General features: G+C 40.4%; 11 protein-coding genes. 3 read left to right on the top strand and 8 right to left on the bottom strand.

Annotated elements, in window-relative coordinates:
- Nucleotides 1-32: 32 nt before the first annotated feature.
- Nucleotides 33-1,289, bottom strand: coding sequence for an alkaline phosphatase family protein (locus tag ACJV7B_RS01365; protein WP_419388778.1), 1,257 nt, complete (start codon nucleotides 1,287-1,289; stop codon nucleotides 33-35).
- A 229-nt stretch (nucleotides 1,290-1,518) separates the two neighbouring features.
- Here ACJV7B_RS01365 and ACJV7B_RS01360 point away from each other — a divergent pair, with 229 nt between their 5' ends.
- Complete coding sequence (locus tag ACJV7B_RS01360) at nucleotides 1,519-4,182, top strand: DNA gyrase/topoisomerase IV subunit A (protein ID WP_419388777.1); 2,664 nt, start codon at nucleotides 1,519-1,521, stop codon at nucleotides 4,180-4,182.
- Between the two features lie 38 nt (nucleotides 4,183-4,220).
- Here ACJV7B_RS01360 and ACJV7B_RS01355 read toward each other — a convergent pair whose 3' ends face one another.
- The 5 genes from ACJV7B_RS01355 to ACJV7B_RS01335 all read right to left on the bottom strand — a co-directional run bounded on the left by ACJV7B_RS01355 (nucleotide 4,221) and on the right by ACJV7B_RS01335 (nucleotide 10,840).
- A complete protein-coding gene (locus ACJV7B_RS01355) occupies nucleotides 4,221-6,410 on the bottom strand; it encodes an InlB B-repeat-containing protein (protein ID WP_419388776.1) in 2,190 nt (729 codons plus the stop codon).
- A gap of 212 nt (nucleotides 6,411-6,622) precedes the next feature.
- Nucleotides 6,623-7,810: an MFS transporter gene (locus ACJV7B_RS01350; protein ID WP_419388775.1), complete on the bottom strand. Its 1,188-nt coding sequence runs from the start codon at nucleotides 7,808-7,810 to the stop codon at nucleotides 6,623-6,625.
- A 186-nt stretch (nucleotides 7,811-7,996) separates the two neighbouring features.
- On the bottom strand, nucleotides 7,997-10,228 hold the full coding sequence (locus ACJV7B_RS01345; RefSeq protein ID WP_419388774.1) for an InlB B-repeat-containing protein: 2,232 nt from the start codon (nucleotides 10,226-10,228) through the stop codon (nucleotides 7,997-7,999).
- Nucleotides 10,229-10,382: 154 nt separating this feature from the next.
- Entirely contained in the window at nucleotides 10,383-10,592 is a 210-nt protein-coding gene (locus ACJV7B_RS01340) for a DUF3791 domain-containing protein (protein WP_004136124.1), read from the bottom strand.
- A gap of 14 nt (nucleotides 10,593-10,606) precedes the next feature.
- On the bottom strand, nucleotides 10,607-10,840 hold the full coding sequence (locus ACJV7B_RS01335) for a DUF3791 domain-containing protein (RefSeq protein ID WP_419388773.1): 234 nt from the start codon (nucleotides 10,838-10,840) through the stop codon (nucleotides 10,607-10,609).
- A 149-nt stretch (nucleotides 10,841-10,989) separates the two neighbouring features.
- Here ACJV7B_RS01335 and ACJV7B_RS01330 point away from each other — a divergent pair, with 149 nt between their 5' ends.
- The gene (locus ACJV7B_RS01330) at nucleotides 10,990-11,397 is read left to right on the top strand and encodes a hypothetical protein (protein WP_308583194.1); all 408 of its coding nucleotides are present in this window, start codon (nucleotides 10,990-10,992) and stop codon (nucleotides 11,395-11,397) included.
- A gap of 59 nt (nucleotides 11,398-11,456) precedes the next feature.
- The gene (locus ACJV7B_RS01325; protein WP_419388772.1) at nucleotides 11,457-12,566 is read left to right on the top strand and encodes a type II TA system antitoxin MqsA family protein; all 1,110 of its coding nucleotides are present in this window, start codon (nucleotides 11,457-11,459) and stop codon (nucleotides 12,564-12,566) included.
- 163 nt (nucleotides 12,567-12,729) lie between these two features.
- Here ACJV7B_RS01325 and ACJV7B_RS01320 read toward each other — a convergent pair whose 3' ends face one another.
- Both ACJV7B_RS01320 and ACJV7B_RS01315 read right to left on the bottom strand, forming a co-directional pair.
- On the bottom strand, nucleotides 12,730-15,114 hold the full coding sequence (locus tag ACJV7B_RS01320) for a DNA gyrase/topoisomerase IV subunit B (protein ID WP_419388771.1): 2,385 nt from the start codon (nucleotides 15,112-15,114) through the stop codon (nucleotides 12,730-12,732).
- Nucleotides 15,115-15,207: 93 nt separating this feature from the next.
- Nucleotides 15,208-16,713 carry an RNA polymerase sigma factor gene (locus tag ACJV7B_RS01315; RefSeq protein WP_419388770.1) on the bottom strand — a complete coding sequence of 502 codons (1,506 nt, stop codon included), beginning with the start codon at nucleotides 16,711-16,713 and terminating at the stop codon, nucleotides 15,208-15,210.
- Between the last annotated feature and the right edge of the window lie 28 nt (nucleotides 16,714-16,741).

The raw sequence follows: 16,741 nt of genomic DNA, 5'->3' as shown, positions 1-16,741 counted from the left end.
GAATTTTTACTGCGCAAATTGCGCTAAAAAATTCACACTAAGTCAATAAGACATGGAATATCCATTTCCATGTGAGTCATTGACCCGTGAACACTTGGTAAGCTCATAGCTTTTTCTGTTTGAGTTCGAGAATCGACAATAGTAAAAGCGTTACGAGCCTGAACTAGAACGTCGCCAAGAACAGATTCTGCGCGCGGGTCAACCTTGCCAAAAACACCATCTAAAATAGCTTGCTTTTTGCTGCGAATAAGCGCATTTTCACCAATAATTTTGCGCCATCTTTCAATAATATCTTCGGGATTAGTGTTTTTATTTGCATAAAGCATAACAGAGCGAGGTTCTCCACCAACCAGTTCAACTCCGCGCATTAACTCTTCACTTTTAGCAATATCAATACGAGAGTTAGGGTCAGACTGGATCATACCGTGGTCGGCAGTAATAACAATCAAAGTACCTTTAGCACAATTTCGCTGCAACAAGCGCAACTGCGAATCAACCTGCTCAAAAGCGGCAACCCAATGCTCGGAATCCCATCCATAATTATGCCCAACCTTATCCGTATCTCTTAAATACAAATAAGTTAATCCCGGAGTTTTAGTAGTATTAGCAGCTTTCATGATTCTAGCTCTAGGAGTTCCAGCAGTAATATAAGTAGCTCCACGAAAAGCAGCTTGAGTAAGTGGGGAATTTTCAAACTTAGGCAAACTAATACTATCTGCACGAAAACCTTTAGAAACTAAGCTTTCAAACACTGTTGGCTGCTGCTGCAATTCCAGAGGCTTTGGAGCATCTTTAAATTGAATAAGTTGAGCAAGATTTCCAGTTTGAGCATTTTTTTGAGTATAGCCAGTCATGCAAGTAAGACCTGGGCATGTGCCTGTGCCAAACGTTGCCATTGCAGCAACAGTTGTGCTTGGAATACAAGATTTAATAGGACGCTGATTTTTAGTCTCATTTAAAAGAGAACGCAAATATGGCGCATGACCTTGACGCATTAGAATATTCCAGTATCCCAATCCATCAACTAAAACAACAATTGCAGATTTTACTTTAGGAAAACCAAGACTTTCGCGCAAAAAAGCTGGATTTTCATGCACTTTAGTACTTATAGGAGCGCCAATTGCATCGCTTAAAGCTGGTAAAACTGATGAAAGATGAAAAGCTCCGCTGCTTTGCTCAGAGCAAGAATCATGCGAATAATCTTGCAAACTTGAGCTGGAAAAATCTCCATAAGTAATATTGCCTACAAACTGCAGCAATTCTTTTTTAGATGGCACATCAACACTCATATACACTATTGAACCACTTATATAGAACCACAAGCTACTACTGATAGCCACTACTAAGAGCTAATACTGAGAGAGCAAAATCATTCTAGCAAAATAAAAAATACTAAATTAGTAACAAATCTTCAGCAAATAAACCTACTTTTATTAACAATATTAAGAAAATGCTTACAGTTTGTGCATAGAAATTGGTAACATTGAGAGCCGTAATGTCATTCAAGGAGTTCTAGATATGCCTTCACGCCGTCACTCAACACAACAAGCTTTCGACCCAAGAAAAGTCAAAGAGCATATTGTTGAAACACCATTGAATGAAGAAATGAGCAAATCATTCCTTGAATACGCTTATTCTGTTATTTACGCTCGTGCTCTTCCAGATGCAAGAGACGGCATGAAGCCTGTCCAGCGACGCATCATTTACCAAATGGGCAACATGAATTTAAGCCCTGATCACGCTTACATGAAGTCTGCTCGCGTTGTTGGTGAAGTAATGGGTAAGCTGCATCCTCACGGCGATTCTGCTATTTATGAGGCAATGGTTCGATTAGCACAGCCGTTCTCACTACGTTTACCTCTTGTTGATGGACACGGTAACTTTGGTTCTCTTGACGACGGCCCTGCAGCATCCCGCTACACGGAAGCACGTTTAGCTCCTGCAGCTCTTGGAATGAACGCGGATATTAACGAAGATACTGTTGATTTTGCGCCAAACTACGACAACAAGCTTAAAGAGCCTACTGTACTGCCATCTGCTATTCCAAATCTTCTTGTAAACGGAGCTTCCGGCATTGCTGTTGGCATGGCAACAAACATGGCAACGCATAATTTAGGCGAAGTAGTTTCTGCAGCAAAATATGTTATGAAACATCCTGAAGCCACATTGGACGATCTTATGAAACTCGTTCCAGGACCAGACTGGCCGGGCGGAGGAATTATTATTGGCAGAAGCGGTATTCGTGAAGCTTACGAAACTGGTCGCGGAGCGTTTACAACGCGTTCCACAACGCATATTGAAAATATTACCGCTCGCAAAAAAGCGATTATTGTTACCGAGCTTCCGTTTATGGTTGGCCCTGAGCGTGTTCTTGAGCGTATTTCTCAAGGTGTTAAAGCTCGTAAACTCGATGGAATTTCGGGTGCTATTGATTTAACTGACCGACACAACGGCACTCGTCTTGTTATTGAAATAAAAACAGGCTTTGACCCTAACGCAGTTCTTGCGCAACTTTTTAAGCACACTCCTCTTCAAGAAAGCTTCACTATTAACAATGTTGCGCTAGTAGACGGCAGACCACACACAATGGGATTGCGTGAGCTTTTGGACGTGTGGATTGCACACCGCAGAACAGTTGTTAGAAGACGCAGTGAGTTTAGGCGTACGAAAGCACAAGAGCGTCTACACTTAGTTGACGGCTTGCTACTTGCCCTGCTTGATATTGATGAGGTTATTCAAGTTATTCGCTCTTCTGAAGATGCGGATAGCGCAAAAACCAAGTTAATCAAAGTTTTTGATCTTGACGAAATTCAAGCACAATATATTCTTGATTTGCGCCTTCGCAGACTTACAAAAATGAGCCGAATCGAGCTTGAAGCAGAACGCGACGATTTACTTAAAAAAATTGACGAACTTAATCAAATCTTAAGCTCTGACGCAAAACTTGACCGAGTAGTAATAGCAGATATGGATTCTGCGGTTAAACAGTGGGATACTCCACGAAGAACAATTCTTCTAGACGAAAACGAAGACGGCAGTTTTGTTCCTGTTGAAACAAGCATTAGCAAAGATAGCGAAGACGTTGCGATTAAAGCAGTACAATCCGCTAATAAACTTACTTCAACTCAAGCAGACTTGGCTGCTGCCGCTAACGCTGCACGTAAATCTGGAGAGAATGATGCAGCTTACGCAGCCTTGCAATTAAGCGACGAACCTTGTGCAGTTGCGTTAAGTGCTTCCGGTTTCATTGCGAGAACCGACGTAGAAACATTCGAACGCTGGAAGTCTCACAACGAAAACGTTTTTAACACTCCTTGCTCAACAATGTTTAAAACAACAACTCGAGCAAGCTACGCTCTTATTACTTCCGCTGGACGCCTAGTATTAGCGCATGTTGCTGATTTGCCGCAGATAAACTACGAAGAAGGAAAAACCTCTGAATTAACCAAAGGCGTAAAAGCACAAGAATTGTTAACATCCACGCAAAGCACAGATCCAGTAAGAGGAGAACGTGTAGTTACAGCAATAGTATTAGAAAATTCCGAATCTCCTACCCCGCTTGCGATTGGAACTAGAAACGGCGTAGTAAAACGTTGGAACTGCGAAGCTCCAACAACTATGGACTCGTGGAGCATAATTGATTTGAAAGATGACGATGCTGTTATTGCCGCAGCCCCAGCTAAAGACAATGACAGACTTGTGTTTATTAGCACAGATTCGTCACTTCTTACCTTCGACGCAAAACAAGTTCGTCCACAAGGTCGTACAGCAGGAGGAATGGCTGGAATTCGCTTAGCCGAAGGTGCAAAAGTTGCAAGCTTTGCAGTAGTGTCAGAGCAAGACATTGAATGGCATTATGAAGAAGGCGAAAATGGACTATTCTGCGCTACAGGAACAGTAGTATTCACAGTTGCTGGCGACAGCGATGCTCTTCCTGGAACAGAAAACGGTGCTGCAAAACTTACACCTTTCGACATGTACCCAACAAAGGGCCGCGGAACTGGCGGCGTGCGCTCGCAACGATTCCTTAAGGGGCAAAATACTCTTATTCATGCATACGTTGGATATTATCCACTGCATGCAGTAACAGATAGAGGAAGCCGCGTGGAGCTACCTAAGCCAGACATGCGAAGAGACGCTTCGGGAACCGAGCTTGTTTCCCCAGTTGCACACATTGGGTAATAATGTTTTTGCTGCGCTAGTTTTACACTTTTTTAGAGCTAGTTTTTGCGAGCATGTTTGGAATATCTGCGAAGTGATTTTCTAGCTTCTACAAGTGCAAAAATTCCTGCAGTCACAAGTGCAAACAAATAATTCATTACCATAGCTACTGAAGAGCCAGTTTTAGGAAGATGCTTAACAACGCGCTTAGCTTCCGGTTGTTCCGGTTGTTCCGGTTGTTCCGGTTGTTCCGGTTGCGAAAGAACTGTAGCGGACTCAGGTTCTGGAACAGGAGTTGGAGTTGACTCCGGTTCTGGCGCAGGAGCCGGTGGAGTTGGAGGCGTTGGCTTCTTAGTAACAGTTACTGTTGCAGCTGCTGTTGCAGTAGCGCCACCATTATCCGTTACGCTAAACGTAATCTTATAGGAGCCAACTTTAGTATTATCAAAACCGCCATTATTGGTAATCTGAACCTTATCTTTTAAGTCTCCATCTTCTTTATCGGTTGCAGATACAATAAGTGACCTTGTATCAAGAGGATCTCCCTCAGTAATGGTTTTATCCTTCACAATAAGCGAAGGAACAGCATTAAGTACCGCTGGCGTAGGAGTATAAATAGCATAAACTGTTATGTCGCCTGTTACGGGTGTACTAGCACTAAATTCCTTGGTTTTATCTATACCAGTTTTGTCCGTACTCCAACCTCTAAATGTATAACCCGCCTCAGAAGGATTATGGGGCATAACCTGACCTGCAACGCTTTTATCCTTTATGGATTTATTCTCTTTTACCTGCACCTTGGCATAGTTTTGATCGGTTCCATTCACAAATGTTACGGTATAAATCTTAGCCTTAGGAATAATGTTGTAAGTAAAGTGCGAAATGCCAATTATCCTAAACTGTCCATTAATCGTATCGTAGAACATGCACTGGCCGTCAAGCGTTCCAGTTTTTACTGCTATATATTTGCCATCAGCGTTTTTCTTAAAATATGAAGATTGATCAATAATTGTAGGAGTTCCATTCTCAGCAAAACCCTCCATAACACTGATTATATGATTAGAGTTTTCCTGCGTAATTGTAATAGGGCGCTTGTATTCCTCTCCCACTTCAATAGTGAAAGTTCCTGGATTCTGGTTATCAAATACAGAATCGCTCTTACTAGGATCGGAGGACGGATGCAATTTATACTGTCCTAAATTACCTTTTACAACAATTTCAGAAATTTTATTACCCTGAAATGCCTTTTCGCCAACTCCAGCAAGATAATACGGGTCAGCATCTGTATCGTGCTCTTTGCCCTTACTATCAAGCACGCCTTCAAACACAACTTTTTCAATTTCATTAGCAACAAAGGCTGCGCTATGTATTGAAATGACATTTTTTGGAATAATAACGGTACCCTTAATTTTGTTCCAGCCAAACGCACCGTATTCGATGATTTTAAGAGATTGCGGAAGCGTTACGCCTTCAATATAGGTTTCGCCGTCAATATGTTCATGCTGCTTATTCCCAACTTGTTTTGCGTGTCCAGTAAAAGCACATTCATGAATAACTTCAATGCCTTCAGGAATAACAATGTGATGGTTCTTCTTAAGTTTTTCCTTGCCTTTAGCGCTTAGGCCGTCTACATATTCATTTACCGTTTGACCGGTCTCCGGATAATAAACATCTTTCCTGCCGCCAACAGTTTTACCATCGGCAGAAATGTTAAAGTCGTCCTTCGTCCAAGTTAAAGATGCATCATCTGTAGTACTTGAATCAGTTGATGCTGATCTAGATTCTGCAGATGCGTGTACGCGTCTATTTTCACGATTATTTGTTTGAAGATTAGTATTACTTACATCTACAAGAGTTTGTGTAAGTCTAGCATTTTCAGAATTTTCAGCATCAGTTACAGATTCAGAAGCTTTAGCAGATTTAGCAGATTTTTTGCTTTCGGCAGTTTTTGCAGTTTCGCTAGACTTGGAAGGTACAGTATTTCCAGAAGGTTTTGCTGAAGTGCTATCTAAAGCAAACCCCTCATTTGGCGTATTAGAAGCTGCGTTAGAAGAAGTTACGGAAGAAGAACCTTCTGTAGAAGAAGTTTCTGTATTAGAAACTGTGGTAGAAGAATTTACAGTCGTAGTAACACCAGAAGCAGTTGAAGTTTCGGCAGCATTCGCACTTTGAGCAATGCAGAAAGCACAAGCAGCAGTAGCAATACCCATCATAGTGCTAGTCAAAATTACGTTAGTTCTCTTACTCATTTTTCCTCTTACAAAACCAAATTTTCTATAATCTTTAGAAAAATAACGGAATCAACACTAAAACAAATATAATTCAGGTATTTAATAGCATTGAACCATCAGATATTATACAACTTACAACTCAATCCGTAACAAAAATGTGACCAAGCTCACAATAACTTTAATCAAATTTCAACAACAAATCTTTAGCAAAGAAATACAAGAAAATATTCTTACGCTCGACTTTCGCAAGTTCGAAGCAGACGCACGTGCATAAAAGTCATTACAGCAAGAAGAATAAGCAAATAAGCTGGAAGCAGAACCATAGAAACATTCTGCGCAATTAGTCCAAAAATCGCAGGCATTACCATAGATCCAATATATGCACTTGCCATTTGCATGCCAACAATCGCTTGCGACTTATCTGCACCGAAATATTGCGGAGTTGAGTGAATAATACACGGATACACCGGAGCACAACCAAGCCCAATAATTACAAATCCTGCAATAAGCTCAATATGATTCGGCAAAGGCAGCAACAATACCAAAATTCCCACAAGCATAACGCACTGCCCAATACGAATCATTGTTGCATCGTTAAAACGCATAGTAAGAAATCCACTTACAAAACGACCAACCGTAATACCAACATAAAACAAGCTTGCCCAGCCTGCCGCCACAATTCGGCTAACTCCCCCATGCAAAACCATGTAACTACTAGCCCACAAGCCTGCAGTTTGCTCCAAAGCACAATAGCAAAAGAACATAATAAGAATATTCTTAGCTCCAGGAATAAGCAAAACTTCCTTATAAGATAGCATTCCAGAAGATTGTTTCTTTACCTCAGTAAGATTATGCGGCTCTGCCTTTTTATTATTATTTTTCCACAGCGGCAAACTTATAAACAGCACAAGAGTTAAAACAATTTGTATAGCAGCAATATACTGATACCCTGCAGGCCAACGCTGACCGTGAGAAAGTGCAAAACCCATAACGTAAGGGCCTGCTGAAGCTCCAATTCCCCACATGCAGTGGAGCCAGCTCATGTGCCAGCTTTCATAGTGAATTGCAACGTAATTATTAAGAGCCGCGTCCACTCCTCCAGCACCTAAACCGTATGGTATAGCTAGAAAAATAAGCACAAGATAATTCGGAGCAAAAGAAAAACCTAGTAACGCTAAAGCTGTTAAAGCAACTGAAACAAGCGTAACCTTCCCGGGGCCAAACTTATGCGTAAGCCTATTAGATAGCAGCGCAGAAACAATTGTTCCTGCAGAAATAACCATTGATATTCCACCAGCCCAAGAAATTTGCGCACCAACATCGTGACTCATCGTAGGCCACGCAGCTCCAAGAAGAGCATCCGGCAAACCCAAGCTAATAAAAGCAAGATAAATAACAGCAAGAAGAACGTTAATCATAAAATTCCCCAACCTTAGTCAATATGTATTTACAAAACAACTCACCAAACAAGTGTAGCCCAATAAGCATTAACAGCATATCGCGTGACGAAAAATAAGGCTTCTGCTTATGCGTTAAACATAAAACAGAAGCCTTAATTATTAAAACGTAAGCAATTAAAACTACGTATTACTTACAACTTATAACTAGTTTCTGCGCTTACGAGTTGCAGCAAATGATTCAGCAAAACCGGCTAAACCGGCGAAAAGCGAAGCAATTGCGGAAGCGAGAACCGGGGTTGCTGTTGAACCGGTTTTAGGAAGATTCTTAACAACGTGCTTAACTTCCGGCTCTGGCTGCGAAGGAGCTGGAGCAACAGGAACAGGAGTTGACTCAGGTTCTTGATCTGGAGTCAAATCTATATTCGGAATATCATCCCAATTAATGTCCGGCTCCAAAGTTGGCGTTGGCTCCGGTTCAAGTTCCGGCGTAGGAGCTGGCGGAGTTGGAGGTGTTGGCTTCTTAGTAACGGTCACTGTGGCAGCTGCTGTTGCACTAGCACCACCTTTATCTGTTACACTAAACGTAATCTTATACGAACCAACTTTACTATTATCAAAACCGCCATTATTGGTAATCTGAACCTTATTTTTTAAGTCTCCATCTTCTTGATCGGTTGCAGACACAACAAGACTATTTAAATCAAGCGAATCCCCCTCGGTAATCGTCTTATTCTGCACTGTAATAACCGGCGGATAATCCTTAAAAATGGAGTAAACTGTTAAATCGCCACTCACCTTAGTGCTAGCAAGGAACTTTGAACCCAATCCATCAGCTTGAGTATTCCATCCTTTAAAAGTAAACCCATCTTTCGTAGGATCTTGAGGCATAGACTGGTCAGTCCACTCATCACTATCAATAGAGTTGTTTTCTTGCACTTTTACTTGTTTATATTGAGTATTCCCATTCATAAAAGTAACTGTATAACCAGCAACTTCCCACTTAGGGAACACAACAAAGGTGTGATTTGTAGAGCAATACTGCGTACCGAGTTTACTGCCAAACGTATTTACACCCTTGTTATCCCTAAGCACAGCAAATAGATATGGGTAGGTAATAGTCTGAGCATTAAACGGTACGTAAGCAACGGTTGTGCTATTAATGATTTTTTTATCATCATCACTCATACGGTCATACGATGTGTATGCTATGCCGTTTGTCTTTCTAGCAACATAGAACTGCCAGCCAGCAAACTTAAAACCTGCTTTAACAGGATGTATAAGATTGCCATCTTTATCCTTAGGGAATTGAATAGCATTATTATCTACACGAAGGCGCTTAAAAATATTGTCATTGTTATAAGTAAACTTCCAATCACCATCAGATCGATAGTCACCATTTTCCTTTTTAGGCTGTTCATACGAGAAGCACTTGTCCGCCACAGACTCATCCTTCGCATAAACAATTTCCAATGCGTTTAGTCGAAAATATTTGTTTTGATAAGTTTTATTAGACCCGTTAGCTGGAGTCCACGTAAAGTTGCTAACACTAGGTGTAAATTCATCACCTTCATCTGCAGAAACGTTATTATAGGTCACATAATACGGGCTTGGAATTGTGCTATTTACTACTGACACTTCGTAAGTATGGCTTGAATCATAACTGCCCAAGCTTTTGGTTGCACTAGTAGCAGTAGTAGCATCATAAGTGCCAGTAGTCGTTGCTACTACCTTGTTGTTATCTGTTGTATCTACTATCTGAAACTTAATCTTTGAAAACGCGTCTTTCACGTCTTGTCTACTTGCGTCCAGCGTGGAACCAAAATCCCAATTCACAAAATTCAGTTGACCAAAATCGCTATCAGATTTAACTAGCGCATTGTTATTATCACCGTTCATGGTTTCCCAACAAAGACTAACCTTAAGCTCAGTTGTCTGTGTTGCAGGATTTTGAATAGGAGCTGGCTTACCAGTACTTGCCAAAAACATTTGATTATAAATTGTTGAAGAAGATGAATCTTCTTTCGACTCAGACTTTACATCATTCTTCTCAATAGTCTCAGACTTGGATTCAGGCTTATCATTAGCCCCAGTCTCATTCTTAATCTCGGCACTTGTTTTCGAGCTCACTTCAGTCTTTGCGCTACTATTCGTAGGTTCTGCAGCCTTTGCATCACCATTTTCAGAAATTCCAGAATCTTCACTCTTCTTTGAGTAATCTTCAGTTTTTAGGCTACTTTCGTTAGAAGCACCAGTATTTGTAAAAGTGCTATTTGCAACTGGGGGGGGGGTTGAAGATTTTGTTGTTGCAACAGCACTTTCAACGTTAGTAACGCTTTTCTCAGCCGCATTCGCAGTCTGCGAAACGCAAAAAGCGCAAGCAGCAGTAGCAATACTCATCATCGTCGTCGACAAAACGAGCACAGTTCTCTTGTTCATTTCTTCCTCGCAAAATAAACAAATTTAAAAAACTTATAAAATAAAAATCACACAGCTGCAATCTCATCCTAAGAATGCAACCACACTAACCAATATACCATAATTCTGTATAATGTATATACAAAATTATGAATTAAAAAACGCATCAGAATCATTAACATTCATGCATTTTTTCTACCAGATCTTGCACTAAATATTCATCACTCATGCAATGCATATCCGAAATGCCATTACGCATCAAATCGTAAGTAACAGAATGGTAAAACACGTCAAGCGCCTGCTCATAGCTCAACCCAGCACGCTCAGCCAGAAGACTTACAACCCTCGCATACTTCTTTTGCAACAAAACAGGATTCGCCTTCAAAATCCATCACTCCCCTAAAAACTTGCCACACCTTTTTCGCGCATGAAGGAAATAATGTCGTTTGTAATATACTCTTTGCCTTGAGTATGTACAGCATCATAAGATGAAACAATATAAGACATAAGAATATTACTTTTCTTAGTTAAAGCATCATACGTATCACGAGGGTTTTGATTAAGTTTCTTAGCAACATTTTCAATACAAAATATTGCAAAATCAAGATTATCTCTATCGAAGACTTCTTGCATATCATCTTAAAGCATAAAAACAAGCCAAGAACATTAATAAGGCTAATAAATTTTATTCTAAAATGCATGTGCAATTATTTATGCATCAATAGATGCGTTTTTCTTGATGAATGCACTTATTTTTTGTATCATAAGAGTGGAGGTGGTATATGAACAAGAACTATAATCAGAATTACACAAAAGAAGAAATTTCAGCAATACTCGCAAAGATAAAAGATTGCATAAAAAATGACCGCTTTACCATCTCATTAAACGAAAATCGTCAGGAAAACATAAACTTCATTCGAGAATACAACATACGATCAGATATTCAAAAAAATATACTTCTCAACATAGAAGTGGAAGATTTTTGTCATTCGTTAAAAAACAAAAAAAGAGGCTATGAATATGAAACGCTTTACGTATTCGCACCACGCGTAAAACTATCACACGTAGGTAAATGTGAGATGGTAAACATTTACACGAAGTTTAATATCATTACTATTTCTCAGCAAAATAGAACAGTTGTTATTTCATTTCATAAAGCAAATAAACAGATAGATTATTTATTTAAATAATCTAATAAACAACTCAAAAAAAAATAATAAATCTGCTAATTCTCAATAAAAGGCTCATAATGAAAGATAATAAAACATTTTGCGAAGAATGCAGGAATGAAGTTGAGTACTCAACAAAATCCATTCCAATGACTGCATCTATTAAAGGAAAACAATATTCCTACACCGGCACAGAGGCACACTGCAAAGAATGCGATTCTGCCGTATATGTACCAGAAATTATCGACGCAAATCTTCGAGCATTGTATGACGAGTATCGTAAAGAAAACAATATTATTCCACTTGATAAAATCAACGAAATACCTACTAAATACTCAATAGGTAAACGACCACTTTCGCTGCTACTTGGCTGGGGAGAACAGACATTTTCTAGATTTGCAGACGGAGACATCCCCTCAAAACAATATTCTGACATTTTGCAACGCATTTATAATGACCCGGAATATTACTTGCAATTATTAATCAGTAATAAAAATAATCTGAAATCCGCACTTAGCTACGAAAAAAGCTACAAGGCAACTCAAAAACTATTGCTTAAGTCCAACAATTCTTCAAGCAATAACGGCTCTATTAACACAGATTCAAGCAACAAAATAAACTATGTAATACAATACTTGCTCGTAAAATGTGAGGACATTACTCCCCTTGCTTTGCAAAAATCATTGTACTATATACAAGGTTTTTACTTTGCATTCTATAAATCGTTCTTATTTACCGATGATTGTCAAGCATGGGTTCATGGACCTGTGTATAAAGACGTCTATTTGCGCTATAAAGACTACACTTTTACACCAATCGATTCGCCAACAACAGAAATATCAGGAATTAAATCATCAGGAAAATTAGCTGATTACAAATACGCTCAAAAAAGCGATATCACAAGACTTACAGCAGAACTAACAACTACACTATCTGCTACTGAAAAAGCAATATGCGATAGCGTTATTGATAATATTTGCTGCTACAGCGGTAAAGAACTTGAACGATTTACGCATCATGAGGAGCCTTGGATACTTACTCGCGGCAATCTAAAAGCTGATGATTCATCAAATAAAATAATCAGCAAAAATATAATTGGCGAATACTTTACGAAAATAAAAGAAAAATACAATATGATAAATCCAGATGACATTCACCAGTATGCAAAAGATATGTTTGCTAGTAAATAACTAAATAACTAAATAAATAGTCCACATAAAAAATCCTCCTGCAGCAATTCACTAGACAGGAGGATTTTGTGTAAGTAATTTACGCGTAATCAATACTCGTAAGTAATTCACGTGTAATTAATAATTCAGTTTCACTTATCAAAAAAGTGTTTATATAGCAAAATCAGGTATCGATTTTGGAACGATCAAAGTCGTCCGCATTATCAACAATAAACTGTTTGCGCGGAGGAACGTCATCGCCCATCAGCAAATCGAACACTTCACTAGCTTGCTGAGCATCCTCCATGCGAATTCTTCGAAGCATGCGAGTTCTAGGATCCATAGTTGTGTCTGCAAGCTGATCCGCATCCATTTCACCCAAGCCCTTGTAGCGCTGAATGTCACTGTTAAAATCAATGCCCTTAGCTTGCAAATCATCTAGCTTTCCAGCCAACTCGTCGTCGGAATACGTGTAAATATACTCGCCCTTACGCTTTCCAGCGAGCGCAATTCTGTGAAGAGGCGGCACTGCAGCATAAACATGACCGTGCTCAATAAGCGGACGCATATAACGGTAGAACAGCGTTAGCAGCAAAATACGAATGTGCGCGCCGTCAACATCTGCATCGGTCATCATAACAATCTTGTTATAACGCGCTTGCGAAATATCAAAACTTGCGCCCGATCCTGCTCCAACAACCTGAATAATTGCAGCGCACTCTTTATTGGAAAGCATTTGCGCAAGGCTTGCTTTTTGCACGTTCAAAATCTTACCGCGAATTGGAAGAAGCGCTTGGAAAGCAGAGTTTCGAGCAGCTTTTGCAGTTCCAAGTGCAGAATCGCCCTCGACGATGAAAAGTTCTGCAACATCGTCGTTTCCAGGCTGGCAGTCGGAAAGTTTTGGCGGCATTGAAGCGGACTCAAGAGCATTCTTTCTGCGAGTAACTTCCTTAGTTTTACGCGCCTGAATACGCGCATGCATTTCGGAAACTATTTTTTCCAAAACTCTAGCAGACTGCTCTTTGAATCCTCGCTTAGAACCGGTAATCATTTCGCCAAATTGAGCGTCAGTCATTTTAGTAACGATTGGCTTAACTTGTGCGGTTCCAAGAACATCCTTAGTTTGACCTTGGAATTGAGGTTCAGCAATTCGAACAGTTACGACTGCTACCAATCCTGCCATAATGTCGTCGCGCTCAATTTTTGTGTTGGCGTCTTTAAGATTTACTTTAAGCTTTCTAGCATTATCTTCCACTGCTTTACGAATCTGCTTAGTTAATCCCTGCATAAAGCCGTCAACATGCATGCCTCCGCCAGGAGTTTCAACAACGTTTACGAAACTAATAATCGTTGAATCGTAGCCGTTTACCCAGCGCATTGCAATGTCAACACCGCATTTTCTAGTTACCTGCTGCGCGTGTAAATCTCCTGCAGAATCAACGGCTTGCGTTTCTTCTACATACGTATCTTCGCCAGAAATACGCCAAATATCGGATACTGCTTCACCTTTTGAAAGAAAATCAACGAAATCTTTAACGCCACCATTATGCAAAAACTCAATCACGCGAGGGTGATGCTTATTTTGCATTGAGTTAGCAGACTCAACATTTGCAATAGATTGTGCTTTTGATTCTTCAGATTCAGAATTTTCAGTCGCTATATTTTCAGTCTCATCTTCAGACTTATCTTCATCTTCTAATGTTGTTTCAGATTCTAATTCTTCAAATTCAGCCACAGAGTCATCGCTATTATCAGACTGATTTTCAAGAATATTATTTTCTGCAACATTATCTTCTGCAACATTATCTTCAGGAGAATCAATTTCTTCAATATTTGCAGATTCACCTTCAGGAACATGCTCGTCAATAACAGTAATTTTTAAGCCAGGAACTAGGAAACTTGTTTGACGCACGCGAGCAATAAGCTGCTCATAGCTAAAATGAGCAGTAGAATTGAAGATTTCTGGATCCGCCCAATAGCGTACACGAGTTCCGGTAGTTTTTGGCGAAACAGTGCCAATAATTTCAAGCTCAGTAGGCTTATTTTTGCGCGTGCGCTTAAACGGAGATGCTGGAGATGGATGCTCCGGATCCGCATCACTATAAACACCAGGATGTCCCTGATGGAACGCCATATGATGCGTTTTACCGTCTCTATCAACTTCAACATCCAAACGCAAACTTAAAGCGTTTACAACAGAAGAGCCAACGCCGTGCAAACCGCCTGCAGCATTATAAGACGCGTTACCAAACTTTGCTCCAGCGTGAAGCTTAGTTAAAACGACTTCAACACCAGTGAGCTTTGTTTTAGGTTCAACGTCTACTGGAATGCCACGACCGTTATCTGCAACTTCAATAGAGCCATCATCGTGAAGAGTAACAACAATATGGTCACAAGCTCCAGCCAAAGCCTCGTCAACCGCATTGTCAATAATCTCCCAGAGGCAATGCATTAATCCTTGGCTGTCTGTAGTGCCAATATACATTCCTGGACGCTTTCTTACAGCATCCAAGCCTTCTAGCACTGTCAAACTGTCGGCATCATATTGCTCTTGCTCTTTAGAGACCACTTCTACCCCTTATATAAGCTAACTATTAAGCAATAAGTGTCGCATCTTAACTAAAGTAGAAACACGACACTTTTGCAATATAACGTTACAAAATCACTGATCTAAGAAGTCACGCAAAGTTTGCGATCTAGAAGGATGACGCAACTTAGACATTGTCTTGGACTCAATCTGGCGAATACGCTCACGAGTAACGCCATAAACGCGACCAATATCATCCAAAGTCTTAGGCTGACCATCTTCCAAACCGTAGCGCATTTTAATAACACCAGCCTCCCGAGGAGCTAATGTTTCAAGAACCTGCCTGAACTGCTCTTGCAAAAGAGAGAATGCTACAGCATCAGATGGTGCTATTGCGTCAGTATCCTCAATCAAATCTCCGAACTCAGAATCGCCATCTTCACCCAAAGGTGTATGCAAAGAAATAGGCTCACGCCCATACTTTTGTACTTCTTGCACCTTTTCAACTGGCATATCAAGCTCGCGCGCAAGCTCGTCTGGCGTAGGCTCGCGACCTAAATCTTGAAGCATTTGACGCTGAACTCTAGAAAGCTTATTAATAACTTCCACCATGTGCACTGGAACTCGAATTGTACGAGCCTGATCTGCCATAGCGCGAGTGATTGCTTGGCGAATCCACCATGTTGCGTAAGTGGAGAACTTAAAGCCCTTCTTCCAATCGAACTTTTCTACAGCTCGAATTAAACCAAGATTACCTTCCTGAATCAAATCAAGGAAAAGCATTCCGCGACCGGTATAGCGCTTAGCAAGAGAAACAACAAGACGCAAGTTTGCTTCCAAAAGATGATCTTTAGCTTTCTTACCGTCTGCCGCAGCCCACTTAAGTTCGCGCTTGCGCTTAAATTCCATATTGTCAATCTCGGTATCGAGTAAATGCTGAGCGTACAAGCCAGCCTCAATACGTTCAGACAAATCAACTTCCTGCTCAGCGTTCAGCAAGCTCACGCGGCCAATCTGCTTCAAATAATCCTTAACAGGGTCAGCAGTAGCTCCTGTAGCAATAACTCTACGCTTAGGATTTCCGGAAGGAGTTAGATTATCGTCATCATCGTCATCTCGAACAATAAATGCGCCCTTAGCCTGTGGAACCTGAGGAACATCATGCTTATGTTGATCATTGTCTTCAACATCTTCAAGATCATCTACATCATCTTCAAGATTGCTATCAACATCTACATCAACATCTCCAAGATCATCAACATCAGCTATATCTTCCGGATGAATATCATCCAAATCTTCCAAATTCATTTGATCCTCATCGTCAAGATGAGCATCGTCTAATGAATCGTCAATAGCTAATGAATCACCATCTTCTATAGCATCATTTTGAGCATTATCAATACTGTTATCACTATTGTTGCGAACTTCTACTTCAACTTCAGATTCGACTTCGCTCAAACCTAACTCAGTATCAGTTTGATTTTCAACTACTTTTTTTGAACGAGAACTACGCGTTTTACTAGCAGCAGACGAAGTGCGAGCGTGACTTTGTCGTGCAGTACTTGTTTTACGTGCTTTTACAGGCTTATTACCATCTTGCTCTTCGCTCTGATCAGCTGATGATTCAACTTCGCTCGTCAAACTGTTCCTCCTGTAGTATCCCCTTGCA

The organism is Gardnerella bretellae (assembly GCF_048545135.1).
Lineage (GTDB): Bacteria > Actinomycetota > Actinomycetes > Actinomycetales > Bifidobacteriaceae > Bifidobacterium > Bifidobacterium greenwoodii.
The sequence above is the reverse complement of the archived record's forward strand: the minus strand, read 5'-3'. Positions and strand labels throughout refer to the sequence as shown.